The organism is Anaerotruncus sp. 80 (assembly GCF_009936115.1).
Taxonomy (GTDB): Bacteria; Bacillota; Clostridia; order Peptostreptococcales; family Anaerovoracaceae; genus Senimuribacter; species Senimuribacter intestinalis.
Window position 1 is genome coordinate 186,741 of sequence record NZ_QWES01000001.1, and the last position, 21,430, is coordinate 208,170.

Consider the following 21,430-nt stretch of genomic DNA (forward strand, 5'->3'; position numbering starts at 1 on the left):
ACGAGGAGAAACGAAGATGAATACTATAAAAATCAACGGTATATATCGCCACTTCAAAGGCGACTACTATTTACTGGTTGGCACGGCCAACCACTCAGAGACTGGGGAGACCTATGCGGTTTATCGAAAACTATACGAAGACTGCGGGCTCTGGATTCGACCTTTAGACATGTTTCTGGAAGAAGTCGATCATGAAAAATATCCTGATGTGAAGCAGAAATATCGATTTCAGCTTCAGGAGATAAGCAGCGTAAGAGACGAAAATAACCGTTAAAACGCCAGTGCTTTCGCCTGCGCTTTTCCGCAAATACTGTCCCCCAAAAATAATTCCCATATGAAACGCTGGGCTTTCTTTCTATAAAAAAGAGCGTGCCGACGAATTATCGTCAGCACGCTCCTTTTTATCTTCGACTGAACATCATATCTTTCTTTCGAATTGGGTTTTTCCCATATCGAAGTCGCTTAATCAGTTTGACAATCAGCACAAGAATCAGTGCTATAATAGCTATAACCAGTATTGCTGCTGCAATCATCATTCTGAAAAACTTATTAGGCTTCTTGAAAATATCCTCCAGAGTCTTACTGTCCTCAAGCACTTTTCTCCCCTCAGGCGCCCCATACTTTTCAGCAATGTCCTGGGGATCCATAGAGTCCAGATAGGATGCCAACGCATACCACTCTTTCAGCTCACTTCCATTTTTATCGTAAATAATGTGATCTTCAAAATCAGTGATTTCCACTCCATTTTTATCTTTTGGCACAACCGACAAAAGACCGTAAGACATAGAGTTAACCGTGCCCAGCATTTGCGCCGAATAAAGGTCAGCAACCACCCGGTACAACTTGTCGGACTCGGGCTCAGTGGTATTTCCTTCTTCGTCCAGCACTTTAATATCAAAGGCTCTGTTTAAAATCAGTCTATTCGGATTATACGTGTAGGTCAGACCGCTGAAATAAAGTCTTGCAGGACTCATGATTTCAGAAACGGATATATCGATTTCAGCCGCCAGTTTCAGTTCATCCCCTGTCAAATACACGCTGACCAGCGGATAGCCTGCAACACCATCTTTTCCCGTGCCTAAAGACAGCGCGTTGAATGCGTCAGCTACAGTAACTCTTCCTCTCGAAAAAGAGCCTCTGATAACACCAGCCGGTGCCACCGCAACATCTACTGGTACATAATTGTTACCCTCCGTCCTGCGCACACCATACACATAAGAATCGGCAATGAGATTGCCCAAAGCATCCTCTCCCTGCTCCTGTCCAAAAACGTCAATCCCCGTAAAATCTACTGGATTGCTGACTAAAGTTTGATCCCAGCTATAACCGTAGAGGTTGAAATATTTCCTGTCTGCCAGTTTCTTGAATTTGTTTACTGCATCTGCAGTTTTCTTACTATCCTTAATTTTATTATCAAGAGGTATCAGTTCATAGTCATCAAGTTGGTAGTCGTCTCCCTTTTTCACAAAGGTCACGGCACCCAATTTTTCGTTGTACTGTCCGCAGGAAGCGATTACTGTATCACCCTTTATAATTGGCTGCGAAAACTCAGTGTGACTGTGTCCACTGATAATCAAATCAATGCCATCTACTGATTCTGCCAGAATTTCATCCTCGGAAGCTTCCGGATTTGCTGAGGTACCGCTGTGGGAAATGCATACAATCAGATCAGCCTCCTCCTTGCTCTCTATCTGCTCTACGACAGCCCGCGCGGTTTCCACAGGATCCTTAAAATAAGTACCGCTTTCCGGCGCATAGCTTGCCGATTCCTTTCCGAAAATACCGAAAACAGCTACTTTGACACCGCCGCGAACAAAGACCTGATACGTCTGATTGACCCCATATTCATTCATGGCATTTTGAAGATTTTCTCCATCAGCGCGCAAAGCTTCTTCCCCAAGGGTTTTCTCCCAGTCTATGTTAGAAATCACCAGCGCCGGCACTTTATCTTTGGAAGTCTTTGCCGTGCGGAGCATTTTTGCAAGACCTTTTGAACGATAGTCAAACTCATGATTACCAAAGGTGGTCGCATCATATCCCACAGCTCCCATCATCCGAAGTTCACTTGCCTCTTGTTTGAAAATGGTCTGAAAAGGTGTGCCCATAGAAAAATCTCCCGCATCAAAAACGAAAGTCTGGGCATTTTCTTTCTTTTTCCCATCGATAACAGTCTTGATCTTCGCAAATTTTTCAAGATGGGAATGCATGTCGTGGGAAAATACGATGGAAATCGCATCATTTCCCACTGTGTCCGCCAAAGCTGTCGACGGAACAATCATCATCAGGGTCATACAAAGGACCAGTGCTTTTGCCAGTATTTTTTTCATCATATTGCCTCATATTCTCTGTTTACCGGATTTTATCCGATTTTTTGTCTATTTTATCACAGTTTGTCGAATTGTGCCACCAGTAGTTCTTTCTTCTCTTTAGAAAGCTTCTTGATAGCAGCCTCTCTGCGCATAGCCTCTTCCTTGGTTTCAAATTCTTCAAAGTATACCAGGGTCACTGGGCGCCTTCCTCTTGTGTACTTAGCGCCCTTTCCGCTGTTATGAGCTTTTTCTCTGCGTTTAAGATTTGTAGTGTAACCCGTATACAGGCTGCCGTCGCTGCACCGCACCATATAGGTATAATTCATAAATCCACCTCGTACTCTCTACACAGTATATCACAAAATAACAAAAAAGACCTGGTATATTTTCCTCCAACTTTCAGACAATAGAAACAACTAATACGCTATTGAAAATTCTATTGTATAGGAGGATTTATGACTGATTACCCACTTCTGATTGCTCTTTTTTCTGTTCCGTTTCTTCTGGGCAGGCTGCGCACCTTCCGGAAAGGTCTCGTTACAAGCCTGTTTATACTGCTACTCTTTCTGGGAAATGGCAGTCTTTTGACGCTTATCGTTCCTATCAGCAGCGCTGTATTTCTTTTTTTCATGGAAAGAAAAAGGGCAGTCCCTGCAAGAGAGCAATCTGCCTTTGTAAAAAATCCTTTTTCCTTTATGATGACTATATTTCTCATTTCTATGGCAATTTTCTGCGCTTTTGGAGATGCGTTCTATCACTATGGCTTGTTTCTGTCACTAGATGAAAAAATCCTTGCCTTGGGAAAACAGTGTGCAAGCTTTGGTCTTCTGTTAGGTCCTCTTGTTCTTGGAAATCGGTGTGACCGCAAAGGACCTTTCAGCGCCGCAGTTTTTCTCTCCCTGTCGGCAGAGCTTTCCATCCTTTTCGCCGGAACCGCTCAAAGCAGCGCTTTGCTCTTTGTCATCGGAAATTTTCTTCTATCTTTTTCTATTTCCGGCTTTTTCGTGCTCATGCCTTTGCTTTTTTCTGCATTCTACGGACAAGAGAATTTTCTTCGCATGTATCCCGTCTCAGCGGCAAGCGCCGCCCTTTGCTGGGGAGTTTTTAGATATTTCTACATCAGTGACTGGTCAAAATCAGTAAGTCCGGCGTCCTTCCTTTTGAGTCTTTTGATTCTCATTGTCGTCTCTTCCTTTTGCGTCTTTCACGCCTGGAAAAGAAGACTGGTTTTAGTACAGCCGATTTAGACCTGCCTGTCCTTTTTTATCAGAAGGACCTCTTCAGCAAATTCAGCTTTTTCCTGCCATTTTTCTGGCGATACATTGTTTTCAGCCAGCCTGTTCTTCACGTAAAGTCTAAACAGGGCATACAGCACAGAGCAAATCGGAATGAAGATAATCATGCCGGCAACACCCATCAGGTTTCCACCTACAGTAATAGCAACCAGAACCCAAATCGACGGAAGGCCAATGGAACCGCCTACTACGTGCGGATAAATCAAATTTCCTTCTATTTGCTGCAGCACCAAAAACATAGCTAAAAAAATCAGAGCTTTCAGCGGGCTTACCATGAGAATCAGAAGCACACCGATTGCACAGCCGATAAACGCTCCCACCATAGGAATGAGTGCTGTAAATGCAATCAGTACAGAAATCAGCATAGCATACGGCAGCCCGAAAATTGTCATCGTCACAAAAAACATTAGACCCAAAATGCAGGCTTCCAGGCACTGTCCGGAAATGAATTTTGAAAAAGTCTTACTGGACAGGCCCAGTACATAAAGAACCTTGTCTGCAGTCTGCTCTTTCAAAAACGCATAGAGAATCTGCCTGCCCTGTCCTGCCAGTTTTTCTTTTGCCATAAGAATATATACCGCAAAGACAAAGCCAATGAAAAAGCTAACAAGCGCCCCGATGATATTGCTCACGGTGCTGATTCCGCTGTTTATCATAGTTGTTGCGGCATCTTGAATCAGTACAGAAACCTTTTGCACAATTTCACCCCAGTCAACCGCTAGCTGCTCTGAAATATTCTGTACCACACGAAAGTAGCCCATATTTGCACTAATCCATTCCTGTACTGTATTAAACGCTACTGGCAGCTGCTCTGCAATACTCATCATGGTTTCCGAAAGCTGCGGAATGATGATATACATGGCAACTACAATAATGCCAAGAACCAGCGTCAGCGTCACCAGAAAAGAAACTGCTCTGCTGCCCTTTTTCTTTCTGCTTTCACCACGAAAAAGTCTGTTCTCAATCTTTGTCATAGGCACGTTAAGCACAAATGCAATACAAGCACCCAATATAAACGGAAATGTAACGTCAAGAACACTGCCCAAAGATTCCATTACAAGTCCAATATTTTTCACACCCAAATAAAACAAAATGCACGCAAATGCAATGAGTATGGTCGTTTTTATGTTTTTCTTATTCCAGTCCAAATTTTATTCACCCTCGTTTCGTTCCTGGCTTATTAACCTTGTTCACAGCCTCATACACAATATAATATATTTTAGCACAGAGGCAGGGAATCAGTAAAGGGGTTCTGCGCCAACTTCGATACTATTTTCCCAAGATTTTGAGTTCCTTCTGCTTCAAAGCAGCCCGCAGGGCGCACAAGAAAAAAGCAGCCGTTCTGACAGGCGGTTCTTCCCGTCACCAAAAGGCTGCTTTCTTTCATTTTTCCGCAAGCGGCGCGATGCTATCTTACCAGCTCGTAGCCCGCATCCTTTACCACTGCTTCAAAAGCATCCATGGAAATTTCCTTTTCGCTTTCTACGCTGGCAATACCGGATTCCAGATTAACCTCAGCCGTAACACCTTCCATTGCGTTAAGAGCATCAGCCATGTGTTTCTGGCAATGCTGACACATCATGCCTTTAATCATCAGTTCATATTTCATTTTTTCTTTCCTCCTTATTTCCTCAGCACCTGTGCAAGAAGCAGCCGGTGCGGATAATCGTTTTACTTTAAAATTTCTAAGACGCAGTGCATTGAGCACTACACATACACTGGACAGGCTCATGGCAGCCGCCCCAATCATCGGCGACAGTTTCAGACCGAACATCGGATACCAAATTCCTGCCGCAACAGGAATACCGATAACGTTATAGAAAAATGCCCAGAACAGATTTTCTTTGATGTTTCGAATGACCGCTTTGGAAAGCTTTACGGCAGTCACTGCATCCAAAAGATCATTTCTCATCAGCACAGCGTCCGCACTTTCAATAGCAACGTCGGTTCCCGCACCGATAGCGATACCGATATCTGCTTTGGCAAGCGCTGGTGCATCGTTGATACCGTCACCAATCATGGCAACCTTATGACCTTCAGCCTGCAGTCCTGCAATATGCTTTTCTTTGTCGCTAGGCAAAACCTCTGCAATAACCTTTGGAATCTGCAGCCTTTTTCGTAAGGCTTCCGCCGTCCGTTTATTATCTCCCGTCAGCATGACCACATCAATCTTCATCTCTGCAAAAGCATCTATCGCCGCTTTACTGCTTTCCTTTTCCACATCGGCGACAGCAATGATACCGATTACTTTCTTTTCTTCAGCAAAGATCAGCGGCGTTTTTCCTTGGTCAGAAAGAACGCCCAGTTTGTCTTCAATACCCTCTGTTGAAATTCCAGACTCTTTCATCAGTGCAGCATTTCCCGCAAAGTATTTCTTTCCGTCGATGACAGCCTTTACGCCTCTTCCAAATACCGCCTCAAAGCCTTCGGCCGCTTCCTGCTGCACCTGTCTTTCTTTTGCATACTCCATCACAGCTTCCGCCAGTGGATGTTCGCTTCCTGCCTCTAAAGTCGCTGCAATTTTTGTAAGTTCTTCCTCGCTCATACCAAAGGTAGCAATATCCGTTACCTTTGGTTTTCCCTCTGTAATGGTGCCTGTTTTATCCATAACAACAGTATCAATACTGTGCGCCGTTTCCAGCGCCTGACCGGATTTGATGAGAATGCCGTTTTCGGCGCCTTTTCCAGTTCCAACCATGATGGCAACCGGCGTTGCAAGACCCAGTGCGCACGGGCAGGAAATCACCAGAATAGAAATGCCGATAGATAGCGCAAACTCAAAGCCATACCCTGCAATCATCCATATAACTGCAGCAATGATAGCGATAGCAATAACTGTCGGTACAAAAACTCCTGCGATTTTATCCGCCATTCTGGCGATAGGCGCTTTGCTGGCGCTGGCCTCTTCAACTAAACGAATAATCTGGCTGATGGTGGTATCTTCCCCCACTTTGTCACAGCGCACTTTGATAAAACCGGTTTTGTTGATTGTCGCAGAAACTGCTCTGTCACCAGGCTGCTTTTCTACCGGAATGCTCTCGCCTGTAATAGCAGACTCATCAACACTGGTTGTTCCACTGATAATTTCACCGTCTGCAGCGATGCTTTCGCCCGGTCTTATGACCAGAATATCTCCTTGCATCAGTGCACTGGTTTCAATACTGATTTCTTTTCCGTCCCTCTCTACTGTAGCTGTTTTCGGTGCCAGATTCATCAGCTTTTCGATAGCTTGACTGGTCTTTCCTTTGGAACGGGTTTCCATATATTTCCCTACTGTAATCAAGGTCAGAATCATGGCTGCAGATTCAAAATAAATATCCCCTGCATAGTGATGTACCAGCGCCATATCTGCCGTCTCAAAGCCGTGAACAATACGAAAGATTGCAAAGGTTCCGTAAAGAATCGCTGCCGAAGCCCCCATAGCAATGAGACTGTCCATGTTGGGGCTTCCTCTGAAAAGACTTGGAAATCCCTTGAGAAAGTATTTCCGGTTCAAAAACACGATCGGTATGAGAAACAGCACCTGTGCCAGTATATTGGTCAAAGGATGCTCCATATCCATATGATGACCTGTCAGCATTGGCCCCATGGAAAAACACATCATGGGTATCAGAAGCGCCACCGACCAAATTAATCTTTGCTTCATCTGTTTGGTTTCATCAAGCGCAGCCTTAGATGCACTGCCATTACTGCCCCCGCGGGCTGCGCCGTTTCCTGCACCGCCCTCAGCACTTTTCCCTCCATCGTCAACAAATGCGCCATAGCCGGCTTTTTCAACTGCTGTAATAATTCCTTCCGTATCCAGTTGGTTTTCATCGTATTCGACCTGCATAGTGCCTGTCAAAAGATTAACGCTGACCTCCTGACTGCCCGCAAGCTTCGTCACAGTCTTTTCTACTCTGGATGAGCATGCCGAGCAGGTCATTCCCGTCACTCTAAATTTTTCTTTCATAACTATTACCTCATCAGTTTATGCAGGGTATCGCAAAGCTCGTCGACCATCTTGCTGCCGCCCTGCTTCACATCTTCCACTACACACGATTTAATATGTGCAGAAAGCAAAACTTTATTAAAAGAATTGATTGCAGCGCTGACGGAAGCTACCTGATTGACAATGTCAATACAGTATCTGTCTTCCTCTACCATCTTTCTGATTCCACGAATCTGTCCCTCTATCCGTGCTAATCTATTGATTAAATCCTTTAATTCTGCTTCTTCTCTGTGTTTGACACGCTCAGAGCAAGCAGAGCATGATTTTTCGCTCATAATGCGCCTCCTGTTTTCTCGTGATACATATAGTATACCCCTGTAGGGTATATTAAATCAAGTATTTTTTCTCGCCTGTGCATATATTTCGTAAAAATCCTCTAACTATGCACGCAGGTGTGCATAGAATTAGAAAAAAGCAAAAAAATATGCACTTTTGAGCTGTTTCACGCTGATTCATCTACTGAATCTGCGATATTTCATTCCCAAAAATGCATATATTTCTTGTATAGTCCGAAAATATGCACATTCTCCGAGAAAATTATGCATATTTTTAAAGAAAATGGCGATTCTATGTACACCTTAGAGTCACCCACCGGCAGCAATGCATCGGTTTACTTTCCGAACACCAATCATAGCTTCCACATTGGTTCCCGCCTCTACCTCTGTATAGAAGCAGTAGGTTTCCTCCGCACGGCTGTCTTCTGGCACCGGTGCAGGCAGCTTTGCCATATAAATGGTAATTTCACCTCCAAGGGGTGCTTCCTTCTGGTAACGAAGGTTCACCGATGTAACCTCTTTTTCCTGAATATCAGGAATAAGTCCCCAAAGCATGTCAGGATAGTAAGTGTTGTTCATGTGCAGATTGATATCCACATCGCTGTAAGCCACCTGCTTCGTACCGACTTTTTCAAATTTCAAATCCTTCGGCAGGCGAAACCTGTCTTTCAGCCCCATCTCGTGAGGTTCTTCCATCTCATAATTGCTAAGATCCACCTCAGAGGCTTTGCAAAGCTTTCCAGTCTCATGATTGACAACTGCCCAGACGCTATAGCCCTTTGCCACGATTTCACCTTTGCAGACCATGACAAAACATCTGATAAAGGTTGCACCCTTTTCCGGGCAGCGCCAAGTCTGTACCGTAATCTCATCGTACTTTTCCGTCTGTTTGTAAATTTCAATGGAAATTCGCGTCAGGATAAAAGCCTTGCCGTCCACAAACAGCTCGTAATAAGTCGGTTTGCGGTCGCGCATTTGATGGTCTGCAGTCTCAATCATATACCGCTGTACCAGAGACGGCCGCAGATGATTATTAATATCCACATCATGACTGGTGATTACATAATTGTCCGTGTATCTCATTTCCACCCTTCTTTCTATTCAGTCTGAAAGGTATTATAACATAATTTTTTTTATCCCACAATCTTGTAATATTCTCTCGCCGTCACCATGTACACCAGAGCGTAAATCCCTGCAAAAATCAGGAAAGTCACCAGAGTGCAGATTGCAAAGAGCCCCACATTGGTCATAGCAAATACTAAAAGCAACTTAGTAATCATCTTAAATGCCGCAGCAATATGAATGCCTGCCATGACAAGAGGCACGAAGAACACCATCAGCACCTGTTTACGAATGGTCGCTTTTACTTCCTTCTTGCTCATGCCTACCTTCTGCATAATCTCAAATTTCTCTTTATCATAGTAGCCCTCGGAAATCTGTTTATAGTAGATGATGAGCGCTGCCGCAAATGTGAATACAATCCCCAGGAAGATGCCCAGAAACAGAAAGCCGCCAACCATCTCTACATAATCACCTGTTTCTTCTTCTTGCGTGGCAACCCTAAGCATTTCGTAGTGCAAACCAAGCTCACTGTCATCTTCTCTAAGCGCCTGTGCATAGTTGGCATTCAGCTGTTCATCGCAGTCAGTATAAATGTTCAGGTGGGTATAGAGGTAACAGCTGTTTTCGTATCCACCATTTACCACTGTAAGAAGATTCTGCAGTGCTTCGTCATCTGCCAGAATTAAATAGCTGACATCGGTCATACCATTTTCTATCTCTGCCAGCTCCAGAAAACCGTCTACTTTCTCTTTCAGATGAAACTGTATGTTTCCCACTTTGAAATCCTCAGAAACATCAGACAGAGTTGTATACATAGCAACTTCGTTTCCGGTAAGTCCTAGTTTTTTGCCTGTCAACCTAGTATATGAATCCTCTGTCATAGCTGCAAAGCTTACCATGTCTTTTATATTCTCCTGTGTTCCCCTTTCAAAAATGTAGTTTTCTTCGCTTCTTATTGCAACAAAGGGAAGGAACTGATACGCCCTAATATTTTCGATTTTTACACCCATGCTGTCAGCACGATTTTTTGCGGCATTTTCAAGTTTTCCCATATCATCGTTTATTTTTGCCGTGCACTCCTGAATATTAATATCTCCCGGAGCCATCTTGTCAACAGTATCATTCATACCGAAAAACAGGCTGACCGTGCCAGATACCATGACAAGCACCATAGTAGACAAAATGCAGATGTTTGCAAGTCCCACCGCATTTTGCTTCATTCTGTAAATCAATCCGGAAACTGCCGTAAAATTGCCCGACTTATAGTAAAACTTTTTATTCTTACGCAGTGCCTTTAAAATGACGATACTTCCCGCAGTGAAAAGACAATAGGTGCCGATTACAACAAGCACCACCGCCACAAAGAAAAGCATTAACGCCTTCAGCGGATTTTCTGTAGTAATTGCAATGTAATATCCTGCCCCCAGGCATAAAAATCCTACCAGAGCCAATGCGCCTTTTGCCTTCGGTTCTTTCTCCCCTACATTTCCTCCGTGAAGAAGTTCAATCGGCTTTGCAAGGCGAATACTCATCTGGTTTGCCAGTGTCGTCAGCACAAAAAGCGCACCAAAGAGAATCGCACTGTAGATGATGGCATCTTTAGAAATCTCAATTCCAAAAGGTGGTTCTGCGCCAAAGACCCAGTTTAGAAACAAGTGTACCAGCTTGCTGAACAGAATTCCACTGAACATGCCGCAGATATAGGATGACATCGAAATCAGCATCCCTTCTATCACCAGAATTCTGCCGATGTGTCGCTTTTCCATACCGAGAATATTGTAAAGACCGATTTCCTTTTTTCTCCGTTTCATAAGGAAGCTGTTGGTATAGAACAGGAAGATAAAGGAAAATATTGCCATAACTCCTACGCCCAGTCCCATAATCATGCTGAGACTGGCAGACATAGTCGATATTCCCTCATTCATGGCAAGAAAACAAATGATATAAAACATCCCCGTAATTCCTGCTGAAGCCAAAAAATACGGCAGATAAAACTTTCGATTATTTTTAATATTGGTCAGCGCAAGCTTCCATGAAAAATTTTTAGCCACGTTTACCACCACCTGACTGCAAAACCGTCAGTGTGTCCGAAATCTTTGCGAACATCTCATCTTCGGTCATATTTGCTCTGTAAATCTGATGGAACACTTCACCGTCTTTAATAAAGAGCACTCTGCTGGCGTGACTTGCCGCTTTGGTACTGTGGGTCACCATCAGAATCGTCTGTCCCGCTTCATTGATCTCACCAAAAAGTTTGAGCAGACTGTCGGATGCAGCAGAGTCCAGCGCCCCTGTCGGTTCATCTGCCAAAATCAGCTGCGGACTTGTAATCAACGCTCTTGCAACCGCCGCTCTCTGCTTCTGTCCGCCAGATACTTCATAAGGATATTTCTTCAGGATATCTTTAATTGCCAGATGTTCCGCAATAGGAGCAAGCTTCTTTGCCATTTCTTTATAATTTTTCTTCGCCAGCACCAGAGGCAGGAAAATATTGTCCTGCAGTGAAAAGGTATCCAGCAGATTGAAATCCTGAAACACAAATCCAAGATTATCACGGCGAAATGCGGAAATTTCCCGCTCAGAAATCGTTACGATATTTCTGCCGGCAAGGAGCACCTCGCCGCTGGTCGGCTTATCCAGCGCCGCTAAAATGTTGAGCAACGTGGTTTTACCGGAACCTGATTCCCCCATAATTGCCACATATTCACCCTCTTCAACAGAAAAAGACACATTGGAAAGTGCCTGCACCTGATTTCCTCCAAAGCGGGTCGTATAGATTTTCTTCAAATTTTTAACTTCTAAAATGGTCATTTTTTGAACCCCTTTCTATGAACATGGCTCTATGATAGCAAAAAAGGGAACATAAGTCCTATACATTCCCTTACAATCCTTTATTCAAATCTTACATTTTCGTAAGTCCCAAGCCCCAGCTTCACCTTCGTGCCCTTGCCCACCTGCGATTCGATGGTCATAGTGTGTCCCAGCTTATTCATAATCATCCTGCAAAGATAAAGCCCTATACCCGTTGACTTCTTATCCTTGCGTTCAGTATAGCCAGTATATCCTTTATCAAATATCCGCGGCAGATCTTCCTCCTGGATACCGATTCCCGTATCCTCAATCACAAGCGTACAAGGCAGCACCTTGTCCATATAAATAGAAATTTTTCCGGACGGTGTATATTTCAGCGCATTGGAAAGCACCTGCTCCAGCACAAAGGAAAGCCACTTTTCATCGGAAATCGTCTTTGCATCGACTCCCTGATAATCCAGAGATATCTTTTTCTTAATAAAGATTGTAGAATATTTTTTTACTACTTCACGGATAATCCTGTCAAGATCTTGCCGTTCAATGCGAAAGTCCGTGCTATCCGCACCCAGCCGCAAATACTGCAGCACCATCTCCACGTACTGTTCCACCTTAAACAGTTCCATAACAAGCTGATCTCTGCACACTCCAGGCATTTCACTCTGCAGCAGTAAATCCATAGCAGCAATCGGCGTTTTAATCTGGTGCGCCCACAGCGTATAGTACTCAATCATATCGCTCATAGCCTTGTCTCTTTCCGACACCGCCGCCGAAGTCGTTGCATACAGGGATTTGATAATTTTCAGATATTCTTCTTCAATGGCATTGGCAGGCATTGGCAGCTGCTCCGGTCCAAACTGGATTCTCGCCCTGATATCCTGCAAAACTTCCTGCCTCTGCCGAAATCTTGCATAGCTGTAAATCATGAACACTAAGGCAAAAAACAGGCAAAGCACAATCGCATAGATGAGGGCGTCATACGGCATCCCAAAGAGAAATGCCACCAGACAAAATATCCCCAGATACACCAAAAACAGCAGCGCCGTCTTACATTTGCTTCTAATATATTTTCCAATCATAATTATTCTACCAGATATCCCATACCTTTCTTCGTCTTAATAAAATCATTCAGTCCGCTGGCTTCCAGCTTTCTGCGAAGTCTTGCCACATTGACGGTAAGTGTGTTCTCATCTACAAAGCTGTCGGTCTCCCAAAGCCGCTCCATCATATCATCTCTGCTGACGACATTTCCTTTTCGCTCCAGCAGAATCTGCAAAATGCGAAACTCGTTTTTGGTCAAGTCGATCTTTTCTCCCTCATAGGTTAAGCTTGCATCCCCCATATTCAGTACCGCGCCCATGTGAGTCAAAACAGGGCTTTGCACACCGAAATCATAGGTTCTGCGAAGCAGCGCCTGCACCTTTGCAGTCAGCACCGCAAGGTCGAAAGGTTTTGCAATAAAATCATCTCCACCCATATTCATAGCCATGACGATATTTATATTATCTGATGCCGAGGAAATAAAGATGATTGGAACCTTGGAAACCGCCCTAATCTGGGTGCACCAATAATAGCCGTTAAAAAAGGGCAGCCCGATATCAAGCAGAACCAAATCCGGTTCAAAGCTTTCGAATTCTCCCATCACATCCTTAAAATTTTCCACACAGTGGGCGCTGCAATTCCATGTTTCTATATGATGGGCGATAGATTTTGCAATCACCACGTCGTCTTCTACAATGAGTATTTTGTGCATGTTCTCTTCCCCCTTTTTTGATTCTATTTTACCATTCTTCTTTTTTCTTTGCAAGAAAAGGAAACGCACGGGGGAGCAGTGTACGGACGCCCTGCTACGCTTCTCTTAAAAGACGGGCACAGGGTATATCTTTAACCCAAATCTCGATTTTCTGTAAAAAAGTCGATTTTAGGTTAAGACGCCGCGCTGAAATGGCGGTCGAAATGACGCCGGTCATCAAAAAGATAGTATAAACAAACCCGCCAATTGATGGTATAATACTTCCATAGAATGCTTTTAGAAAAAGATTGAGGTGATATTTTATGACACAAATCAGACTTGGAAAAACAGAAATTATTACAAATAAAAACGGATTCGGCGCACTGCCGATTCAGAGAATTTCTTATGAAGAAGCTGATGCTTTGATTATGAAGGCTTACGAGGCAGGTATCACTTTCTTTGATACTGCCAGATTTTATACTGACAGTGAAGCTAAACTGGGAAAAGCGCTGAGCGAGCGGGGACTTCGTCAGAAAGTCTACATCGCCAGCAAAACCATGTGCAATAGCACTGAAGAATTTTGGTCGCAGCTTGAAACCACCCTCACTAATCTGCAGACCGATTATCTGGATCTCTATCAGTTTCACAATCCCGCTTTCTGTCCAAAACCTGGCGATGGCACAGGGCTTTACGAGGCAATGTTGGAGGCTAAAGCCCAAGGGAAAGTTCGCCACATCGGCATTACCAATCACAGACTGGCTGTGGCTCACGAAGCCATCGAATCCGGGCTTTACGAAACACTGCAGTTTCCGTTCAGTTACCTTGCCAGCAAAGAAGAAGTCCAGCTGGTAGAAAAATGCAAAGAAGCGGATATGGGATTTATCGCTATGAAAGCTATGGGCGGCGGGCTGATTACCCGCGCAGACGCCTCTTATGCGTTCTGTGCGCAGTACGAAAATGTACTTCCAATCTGGGGTGTACAAAGGCGGGAGGAACTGCAACAGTTTCTGGACTGTGAGAAAAATCCGCCGCAGATGGATGCTGCCATGAAGGATTTTATTGCGCAGGAGCGAGCAGAACTTGCAGGTGATTTCTGCCGCGGCTGCGGCTACTGCATGCCTTGTCCTGCAGGCATTAAAATCAACGACTGCGCCCGTATGTCACTGATGATTCGCCGCGCGCCGACAGGTATCTACATGGATCAAGCTCATCAGGAGGATATGGAACAGATTGCAGAGTGTCTTCACTGCAATCAGTGTAAAGAACGCTGTCCTTACGGACTGGATACACCGGCATTACTTGAAAAGAATCTAAAGGATTATCGGGAGCAATTGAAGAAATAATTACAAAAATGACCGCATGCTATCAAATTATGCTAGCTGCGGTCATTTTCTGTATTTAGTTCTCTTTGCAGATATTTTAAGGTCGTTTCTGGCAGCAACTGCGCAAGTTCTTTGCTTTCTGCGCCTTCGCTCTTCAAAAGTGCTCTGACTCTGCTGGCACTGATGGCCTCTCCACCCGCGGTCAGGCGAGGAATTTCTTCCACGCTGATTCCTGCTTTAGGCAGTCTTTTTTTCAGAGTTTCATTGTAGATTTCTGTCACCGGAGAAAAAGGCTCTGTCCCCAGAAAACGCACCGATACGCCCAGCGCCGGAGCGATATATTCTGCGAACAGCTCTGCATCTATGGCAGCATGTGCAAAAGCCAGATTTTCTTCCTTCGTAAAATAACTGGGAAAAGTCAGGCTAGATACCGCATAGCGGCCGCCGGGTATTACGGTCACATTCCTTAAATCTGCTGTTCCTGCCTTTACCATGGCAAAACGATCCGCAAAGGAAAACTGCGAAACATCTTCTTCTACTACTAAAAGAAATACATGGCTGCAGGCTGAGGCAGCTTTCTCCACCAGATAACGATGCCCCCTCGTAAACGGATTACAGTTCATCACCAGCGCACCGACAAAAAATGCATCGTCGAAGGCAGCGGATGCCTCTTGTCTGTAAGTTTTCAATTTTTCTACATACTGCGCAATCCCTGCCTCGCCCCATTCCAGCAACGCCGCATAGGGTCTTGCCGTTGCTGCAAGGCGAAATCCAAGACCAGTAAACTGCATTACTTTTTCTGGTTTGGTGAAAAGATACAGGCTGCGGAGCCCCTGCTCTGCGGCTTTCTGCGCCAGATGGGTTATCACCTTAGCAGTTAAATCTTCACCTTGAAATTCAGGATGGACAGCGATACCCTGAATCATATCACCCTTGAGACTGCCGCAGGCGACCAGCCTGTCATGGAAAAATATCCCAGCAGTATAGTCCACCGCTTGGGGCAGTGTAAGTCCGCAAAGGGAAAGCAGGCTTTCCGCCTGTTCTATGTTGACGGTTTCAATATAAAACATGGTTCTCATTCCGTTCCATTTTTGTGAATTTTGCAGAAAACTGTCAGCTCATTGCCGGTCGACAGCTTTCGCAATAGGAAAGTTATGCAATCCCACTTTTGAGTAGGGCATTTGCACAACCTTTGGGGATCGCATGCGACCAGGTTGTGCAGATTCATCTAAAGCAGGAGGGTTTGCACAACTGCGGACTAATCTGCGCTGAGAAAGCTGTGCAGAGTTGTGCAGATTAGACTGTTTACAGACAACTTTGCAAAACCCAAAACAGTCTTTTGCCGTAAAAGTTGTGCAGACAGTTCTTTTATAGAAGGATTTGCACAACCGCCAAGTAAGTGACGGTGAAAAAGTTGTGCAAGCAAACCCTATTACCACTTCTAATGCACAACTTTTGGGAATCGCATGCGACCGGATTGTGCAGATTTGTCTAAATCAGGAGGGTTTGCACAACTGCGGACTAATCCGCACTGCGGAAGTTGTACAAATCGAATTATATCTAACACATTTGCGAAAGCCCGTCTCCGCAAACAAATTCTGCGACTTCTATTTCACCGGCACGTTGTAAATAGTATCCAGCAGCGTTCCATCTCGATATAAAACCTTCGCTACTTCCTTGTTTCCAAGTGTCGGTTTCTTTGCTTTTCCGTTTTGCTTTTCAGCTGCATCCCGTAATTCTCTGATATCTACTACTGGAAGTCCTGCCGCTGCAAATTTTTCAGAAAGCTCTGGACGCAGCGGATTTACTGCGATGCCACGCTGGGTTACCAGCACATCGACTGTGGAGCCCGGTGTGGATTTGCAGAGAACCTCGTCCACTACGATTGGCAGACGGGCACGGGAAAGAGGCGCAACAATCATGGACATCTTTGCGCCGGCAGCTGTGTCACTGTGGCCGCCGCTGCCGCCCATGATATAGCCATTGGAATCGGTATGAACGTTGACATTAAAATTAGTGTCGATTTCAGTTGCGCCTAAAATTACCACATCCAAGCTGTCAACAGCGCTGCTAGCAGCAGAAGGACTTGCATAGTGAGATGCGCTCACCTCCCTATGATTTGGATTGGTTCTGATGGACTCCACCGCACCAAGGTCAAAGCACTGCACATCCAGCAGAGCTTTGAAGCAACCGCTTTTCATCATATCTACCATGTAACTAGTGATTCCCCCAAGACCGTAGCTGCCTTTGATACCGCGGGCAAGCATGATGTCCTGCAGGTATTTTGCAGCTGCAAGGGAGGCACCGCCTGCACCGGTCTGGAAAGAAAATCCATCGACCAGAAGACCGGATGCTTCAATGGCTCTTGCCGCGTAATCGGCAATCACAAGCCCTACCGGGTCTTTTGTGATTTTGGTTGTGCCAGAGACGATGCCTGATGGCTCTCCAATCTTGTCGACACAAACCACATAATCGATGTAATCCTCCGCAATGGAAAAATCCGTCAAAGGATAGTCTACCAGATTATCTGTAATTACCACAGAAGTTTTCGCATACATCGCATCCGCAAAAGCATATCCCAAGGAACCGCAGGCGGATTTTCCGTACTTACCTGTGCAGTTGCCCATAGGGTCTGCGGTCGGCGCCGCGATAAATGCCACGTCGATAGGCGACACACCGCTGATAATGTCAGAAGGTCTGCCTCCGTGGGTTCTGAAAATCACCGGCTTATCCAAGATCCCTTCGCTGACAGCCCTGCCCACAACGCCGCCCATATAGTCTGTTTCAATGCCGGTAATTACACCGTCTCTAATGTATTCGATAAAAGGCGCATGGGTATCAAAAATCGAGCTGATGTTGACATTCAAATCCCGGATGCCAAGCTCACTGATGACATCCAGCACCATCACTGCTACCATGTCGCCATTGCGCAGGTGATGATGAAAGGAAATCGTCATGCCGTCAGAAAGTCCCGAAAGTTTAATCGCCTCTTTCAAATCTTTTACTAATTTTGTTTTCATTTTACAGGACCTCCCTTCATTGCCTCTGCCGCCGCAAGGACCTGTCTTGCCCTAGCTACAATCGGTGCATCAATCATCTTGCCCCGCAGAGATACCACGCCTTTACCCTCGGCTTTTCCCTTTTCGATTGCCTCAAAGACATCACGGGCGTAGCGGATTTCTTCCTCTGTCGGACTAAAAATCTCATTGATAAAGCGCACGTGGCGCGGTGAAATAGAGGACTTTCCAGAAAATCCAAGGCTCTTTGCAAATTTCGCGTCGGCAATGAGACCTTCGTAATCTTCCACATCAGTCCAAGGTGTATCGTAAACGTCGATTCCTGCAGCCCGTGCCGCCATAACCATACGAGAGCGAGCATATAAAATTTCTGTTCCTTCCTTGGTACGCTTGCACTGTAAATCTGCAGTCAAGTCTTCTCCTCCAAGGAAAATCGCCGCAACTCTGGAATCTGCCGTTGCAATTTCAAAAGATTTTTCCACACCCAAAGCTGTTTCAATCAACGGAATCAGCTTAATTGTGCCAACTTCCATACCGCTGGTCTTTTCCACCTTGGCGATTGCGTCAGAGATGGTCTTTACATCATCTGCGCTGCTGACCTTGGTCGGCATAATCATGTCCGGCTTGACAGGTACGATGGCTGCAAGATCCTTTTCCCAGTAAGGACTGTCGATTGGATTGATTCTAACGATGACTTCTTTTGTAAAATCAAGAGAACGGATTGCGTTTCTCACCAAAATTCTTGCAGAATCCTTTTCGGTCTGGGCAACTGCGTCCTCAAGGTCCAAAATCACGCTGTCAGAGCCGAGAAAATCTGCATTGAGCAGCATATTTGCACTGTTTCCCGGAAAAAATAGCATACTTCTTCTCATTTACTGCTCTCCTTTCCCGCGGCATATTGCCGTTTCAACTCTTGCACGAATCGTGCAGTCCACCGCACCTCTGTCACTGGCGGTGACCTTTACGTCGGTTTCTCCCAGTTCCTCCAGGGTCTGTCTGATGACTGCCTCGATTTCAGCGCCAAACTGCTCGTAAACCACAGATGTTACTGAAAGCACAACGCCGCTGCCAGAAGGCAAGGGTGCAATTTCTACATAAATATCGCTGGATTCAAGGGTTCCAGCGCACGCATTTGTTTTAATCATAGCGATACCTCATCAAAAATCATATATAACATGGTGCAAAACGCCAGCAAATCCGCACTGCCGCCAGGACTTAAATTTCGCTGGACACATGCGCGGTCAAACTCTCTCACCATGTCTAAACTTTTTTCACTCTTCCAATCTGCCTTTCGCAAAATCTCACCTGCTTTCTTCTGCATAAAAGCGAGACCTTCGGCGCCGCCTCTGTAGACCGCATTGCTGTCTTCTGTTCTTTGTATCAACGCCAGCAAGGTTTTTACCAGTGCTGTTTCCTGTGCTATGCCTTCACAGAGGGCGCTTCTGAGAACAGGCAGTCCTACCTGAAATGCAGTAGCAAAGCCGGAGGCAGCCTCCGCCCGCACGCCGCCGCAGGCGGCGCGCCCACGGGCATACAGCCCGTGGGTTGCTGCGGCAGTATCCTGCCGCAGCAGGGCGGCTGAAAGCTGGGCGCAAAGCGCCTGTAATTCAGCTTCTTTTAGGCCTGCCTGCGCCTTTGGCACCTGAACTGCAGTATGCGTTCCCTTTGTTACTTTAGCTAAAAGCATGCCAAGCGCACAGCACAAAATCCCCATAGAGAAAATAGCTCCTTTGTGGGTATTGACCCCTTTTGTCGCCGCATACATGGCGGTTTCTCCACATCTGCCGATACGGCGTAATACAGGAACCAACTGCGCCGGACTTTTTTTGTATCCGTCAATGCCGGCTTTGGCACAGGCTGTAAAGCAAGGAAACAGCGCTGCGCTGCTTGCCAGAAACAGCGGATAGTCCATGTCGTCATGGGCTCCGCTGTTTTCTCTGTCTACAAGTCCCGGCTTTGGTGTCACCGCCGCTTCAATTCGCAGGGCGGTCACCGCCAGTTCTCCAATTTGTTCTGCTGTAAGCAGCGATAGAGCCGACTGCCCCCTCGCTTCCCGCAGGTCTACGCCGCTAATTAGTTCTGTGATCAGTCCGTCTTCTATCACATTACGCATTTTTTGCTGACAGTTGTGCAAGGATTCTCTGCATTTCATTGTACACAATCATGTATCCTTCGTCTACGCCCATGCCTGGTTTTGCCAGAATCTGATCAGGCTGGGTTGCCATAGCCAGGTTGACGCAAACCTGCGCAGAGCGGTCTGTTTCGTTGCAGGTGCCGCCCTGGTACGCGCCGATTCCTTTTTCTTTGCAGTAGATAACTGCTTCTACGATATTGTTGATTCCGCCAAGGTCTGGGGTCTTAATCTGTACCATGTGACCTGCCTTGTTATCAGCGAAATATTTGATGTCTTCTAAAGTGTTGCACCATTCGTCTGCCACCAGTTCTACGTCGATTCCGCGGCGATCAACCTCTGCAGTCAGCGCTGCCAGCGCTTTCATCTGGGCTTCTCTTTCTTCAGCGTCCATCGGACCTTCGATACGCAGTTTGAATGGTTTTGCTGCCTCTACTAAAGTAGCGATATAGTCTGCCATCACTTCGTAATTGTTGACACCGAATGCCATACCGATGGTACCGTACACGTCGATATGCAGCACCGGCAGATAGTCCTCATCATGACGGAGAGCGATAATTCTGTCTCTCAGCCATTTTACATATTCCAGTAAAATGCTGCCGTCTTTTCCCAGTTTTGTATCTACGTTGTTAATCAGAGCGTGAGGTAGAACGTCAGCACCCTTCATAATCATCTTATCGGAGTTATCGTAACGGTTATCGCCGGACTGAGTGAAGATTGGAATCTGGCGATATTCCGGCGTGAGACCGTATTCGTCTGCGATAACTTCACACATCAGCAGCTTCTTTGCCTTTGCCACTGCGTCCAGCACCGCCTGGGTCACACCGTAGCGAATGGCAGTGTGCAGACGCTTGCCATCCACTTCTACGGCTTCTACTTCCGCTGCCAAAGTGCGGAAAGAATCCAGTTCTTTCCCTTCCAGCACTGGCGCTACATGTTCCATGATAACAGGAATAAAGTCTTCTGCAAGGAACAGCGGATCTCTTCCGCCTGCTCCGCTGTACTGTACAGCTGCACAGTCACCGTAGGCAACCTGACCATCTTCCAAAACCACCATAACAGAAATGGATTCACCAGCCTGTCTTACTGCCTTAAAGCCGTCAGTTACCGGCTCTCCGATATATGCAGAACCATCAGATTTTGCACCTTTTTTAATCGCTCTCTGGTCGTCAAAGAAGAATCCGGTTCTTCCGCCAGAACAAATTATTTTTTTAATTTTCATTTCAATTCCCTCGTCTATATTTCAAACTACCATTTACACAATTTTCTGCGCTGACATATTTCCAAAAAAACTGCATTTTTGTCAGTCTTTTTGCGATTTTTACCGCAAAAACATGAATTTTTCTGTCTGAACACTGACAAACCAGACAAAATCCAAAGAAAATGTCAGTTTTGTCAGCATTTTTCCCAAAACTGCTGACAGATTAGACAAAAAACCGATTTTTTGTCAGTTTTGTCAACGTTCGCCCGTTTTTTCGCCTAGCATCA

19 protein-coding genes are annotated in these 21,430 nt (G+C 45.5%); 3 read left to right on the forward strand and 16 right to left on the reverse strand.

Annotation, left to right across the window (positions count from 1 at the left end; translation table 11 throughout):
* Positions 1-16 precede the first annotated feature (16 nt).
* Positions 17-274 (forward strand): DUF1653 domain-containing protein, encoded by a 258-nt coding sequence (locus D1155_RS00870; RefSeq protein ID WP_160200523.1) that lies wholly within the window; start codon positions 17-19, stop codon positions 272-274.
* Between the two features lie 127 nt (positions 275-401).
* Here the strand turns inward: D1155_RS00870 and D1155_RS00875 are convergent, their stop codons facing one another.
* Positions 402-2,330 (reverse strand): 5'-nucleotidase C-terminal domain-containing protein, encoded by a 1,929-nt coding sequence (locus D1155_RS00875; protein ID WP_160200524.1) that lies wholly within the window; start codon positions 2,328-2,330, stop codon positions 402-404.
* A gap of 53 nt (positions 2,331-2,383) precedes the next feature.
* The gene (locus tag D1155_RS00880; RefSeq protein ID WP_160200525.1) at positions 2,384-2,635 is read right to left on the reverse strand and encodes a GIY-YIG nuclease family protein; all 252 of its coding nucleotides are present in this window, start codon (positions 2,633-2,635) and stop codon (positions 2,384-2,386) included.
* Between the two features lie 129 nt (positions 2,636-2,764).
* Between D1155_RS00880 and D1155_RS00885 the strand changes: the two genes are divergently transcribed.
* Complete coding sequence (locus tag D1155_RS00885; RefSeq protein ID WP_160200526.1) at positions 2,765-3,556, forward strand: hypothetical protein; 792 nt, start codon at positions 2,765-2,767, stop codon at positions 3,554-3,556.
* On the opposite strand, the gene D1155_RS00890 is transcribed toward D1155_RS00885, so the two are convergent.
* The 8 genes from D1155_RS00890 to D1155_RS00925 all read right to left on the reverse strand — a co-directional run bounded on the left by D1155_RS00890 (position 3,553) and on the right by D1155_RS00925 (position 13,493).
* Positions 3,553-4,680, reverse strand: coding sequence for an AI-2E family transporter (locus D1155_RS00890; protein ID WP_160200527.1), 1,128 nt, complete (start codon positions 4,678-4,680; stop codon positions 3,553-3,555). The genes D1155_RS00885 and D1155_RS00890 overlap by 4 nt on opposite strands.
* A 332-nt stretch (positions 4,681-5,012) precedes the next feature.
* A complete protein-coding gene (locus tag D1155_RS00895; protein ID WP_160200528.1) occupies positions 5,013-7,556 on the reverse strand; it encodes a heavy metal translocating P-type ATPase in 2,544 nt (847 codons plus the stop codon).
* Positions 7,557-7,561: 5 nt separating this feature from the next.
* A complete protein-coding gene (locus D1155_RS00900) occupies positions 7,562-7,870 on the reverse strand; it encodes a metal-sensing transcriptional repressor (RefSeq protein ID WP_160200529.1) in 309 nt (102 codons plus the stop codon).
* A gap of 309 nt (positions 7,871-8,179) precedes the next feature.
* The gene (locus D1155_RS00905; protein ID WP_160200530.1) at positions 8,180-8,953 is read right to left on the reverse strand and encodes an acyl-ACP thioesterase domain-containing protein; all 774 of its coding nucleotides are present in this window, start codon (positions 8,951-8,953) and stop codon (positions 8,180-8,182) included.
* Between the two features lie 50 nt (positions 8,954-9,003).
* The gene (locus D1155_RS00910; RefSeq protein ID WP_160200531.1) at positions 9,004-10,983 is read right to left on the reverse strand and encodes an FtsX-like permease family protein; all 1,980 of its coding nucleotides are present in this window, start codon (positions 10,981-10,983) and stop codon (positions 9,004-9,006) included.
* Positions 10,976-11,743, reverse strand: a complete 768-nt coding sequence (locus D1155_RS00915; RefSeq protein ID WP_160200532.1) for an ABC transporter ATP-binding protein — start codon at positions 11,741-11,743, stop codon at positions 10,976-10,978. Before D1155_RS00915 ends, D1155_RS00910 begins: the two co-directional genes overlap by 8 nt.
* Before the next feature lie 80 nt (positions 11,744-11,823).
* Positions 11,824-12,819 (reverse strand): sensor histidine kinase, encoded by a 996-nt coding sequence (locus tag D1155_RS00920; RefSeq protein ID WP_160200533.1) that lies wholly within the window; start codon positions 12,817-12,819, stop codon positions 11,824-11,826.
* 2 nt (positions 12,820-12,821) lie between these two features.
* A complete protein-coding gene (locus D1155_RS00925; protein WP_160200534.1) occupies positions 12,822-13,493 on the reverse strand; it encodes a response regulator transcription factor in 672 nt (223 codons plus the stop codon).
* Positions 13,494-13,795: 302 nt separating this feature from the next.
* Here D1155_RS00925 and D1155_RS00930 point away from each other — a divergent pair, with 302 nt between their 5' ends.
* The gene (locus tag D1155_RS00930; RefSeq protein ID WP_160200535.1) at positions 13,796-14,815 is read left to right on the forward strand and encodes an aldo/keto reductase; all 1,020 of its coding nucleotides are present in this window, start codon (positions 13,796-13,798) and stop codon (positions 14,813-14,815) included.
* 32 nt (positions 14,816-14,847) lie between these two features.
* On the opposite strand, the gene citC is transcribed toward D1155_RS00930, so the two are convergent.
* From citC to D1155_RS00955, 6 genes are all read right to left on the reverse strand, one after another.
* Positions 14,848-15,864: a [citrate (pro-3S)-lyase] ligase gene (gene citC, locus D1155_RS00935; protein WP_160200536.1), complete on the reverse strand. Its 1,017-nt coding sequence runs from the start codon at positions 15,862-15,864 to the stop codon at positions 14,848-14,850.
* A gap of 537 nt (positions 15,865-16,401) precedes the next feature.
* Positions 16,402-17,814 (reverse strand): citrate lyase subunit alpha, encoded by a 1,413-nt coding sequence (gene citF / locus D1155_RS00940; protein WP_160200537.1) that lies wholly within the window; start codon positions 17,812-17,814, stop codon positions 16,402-16,404.
* Positions 17,811-18,683, reverse strand: a complete 873-nt coding sequence (locus tag D1155_RS00945) for a CoA ester lyase (protein ID WP_201759496.1) — start codon at positions 18,681-18,683, stop codon at positions 17,811-17,813. Before D1155_RS00945 ends, citF begins: the two co-directional genes overlap by 4 nt.
* The gene (gene citD / locus D1155_RS15545; protein ID WP_201759497.1) at positions 18,684-18,956 is read right to left on the reverse strand and encodes a citrate lyase acyl carrier protein; all 273 of its coding nucleotides are present in this window, start codon (positions 18,954-18,956) and stop codon (positions 18,684-18,686) included. It abuts the gene before it with no gap.
* Positions 18,953-19,924, reverse strand: coding sequence for a triphosphoribosyl-dephospho-CoA synthase (locus tag D1155_RS00950; RefSeq protein ID WP_160200538.1), 972 nt, complete (start codon positions 19,922-19,924; stop codon positions 18,953-18,955). The genes citD and D1155_RS00950 overlap by 4 nt, the downstream gene beginning before the upstream one ends.
* Entirely contained in the window at positions 19,917-21,164 is a 1,248-nt protein-coding gene (locus D1155_RS00955; protein WP_160200539.1) for a methylaspartate ammonia-lyase, read from the reverse strand. Before D1155_RS00955 ends, D1155_RS00950 begins: the two co-directional genes overlap by 8 nt.
* Positions 21,165-21,430: the final 266 nt, after the last annotated feature.

Excerpts from the sequence above, each read along its gene's own strand:
- D1155_RS00945 (WP_201759496.1), bottom strand. The coding sequence starts at position 18,683 with ATGAGAAGAAGTATGCTATTTTTTCCGGGAAACAGTGCAAATATGCTG.
- D1155_RS00870 (WP_160200523.1), top strand. The coding sequence starts at position 17 with ATGAATACTATAAAAATCAACGGTATATATCGCCACTTCAAAGGCGAC.
- D1155_RS00885 (WP_160200526.1), top strand. The coding sequence starts at position 2,765 with ATGACTGATTACCCACTTCTGATTGCTCTTTTTTCTGTTCCGTTTCTT.
- D1155_RS00920 (WP_160200533.1), bottom strand. The coding sequence starts at position 12,819 with ATGATTGGAAAATATATTAGAAGCAAATGTAAGACGGCGCTGCTGTTT.
- citC (WP_160200536.1), bottom strand. The coding sequence starts at position 15,864 with ATGTTTTATATTGAAACCGTCAACATAGAACAGGCGGAAAGCCTGCTT.
- D1155_RS00955 (WP_160200539.1), bottom strand. The coding sequence starts at position 21,164 with ATGAAAATTAAAAAAATAATTTGTTCTGGCGGAAGAACCGGATTCTTC.
- D1155_RS00895 (WP_160200528.1), bottom strand. The coding sequence starts at position 7,556 with ATGAAAGAAAAATTTAGAGTGACGGGAATGACCTGCTCGGCATGCTCA.
- D1155_RS00875 (WP_160200524.1), bottom strand. The coding sequence starts at position 2,330 with ATGATGAAAAAAATACTGGCAAAAGCACTGGTCCTTTGTATGACCCTG.
- D1155_RS00880 (WP_160200525.1), bottom strand. The coding sequence starts at position 2,635 with ATGAATTATACCTATATGGTGCGGTGCAGCGACGGCAGCCTGTATACG.
- citF (WP_160200537.1), bottom strand. The coding sequence starts at position 17,814 with ATGAAAACAAAATTAGTAAAAGATTTGAAAGAGGCGATTAAACTTTCG.
- D1155_RS00930 (WP_160200535.1), top strand. The coding sequence starts at position 13,796 with ATGACACAAATCAGACTTGGAAAAACAGAAATTATTACAAATAAAAAC.
- D1155_RS00905 (WP_160200530.1), bottom strand. The coding sequence starts at position 8,953 with ATGAGATACACGGACAATTATGTAATCACCAGTCATGATGTGGATATT.
- D1155_RS00950 (WP_160200538.1), bottom strand. The coding sequence starts at position 19,924 with ATGCGTAATGTGATAGAAGACGGACTGATCACAGAACTAATTAGCGGC.
- citD (WP_201759497.1), bottom strand. The coding sequence starts at position 18,956 with ATGATTAAAACAAATGCGTGCGCTGGAACCCTTGAATCCAGCGATATT.
- D1155_RS00925 (WP_160200534.1), bottom strand. The coding sequence starts at position 13,493 with ATGCACAAAATACTCATTGTAGAAGACGACGTGGTGATTGCAAAATCT.
- D1155_RS00915 (WP_160200532.1), bottom strand. The coding sequence starts at position 11,743 with ATGACCATTTTAGAAGTTAAAAATTTGAAGAAAATCTATACGACCCGC.
- D1155_RS00900 (WP_160200529.1), bottom strand. The coding sequence starts at position 7,870 with ATGAGCGAAAAATCATGCTCTGCTTGCTCTGAGCGTGTCAAACACAGA.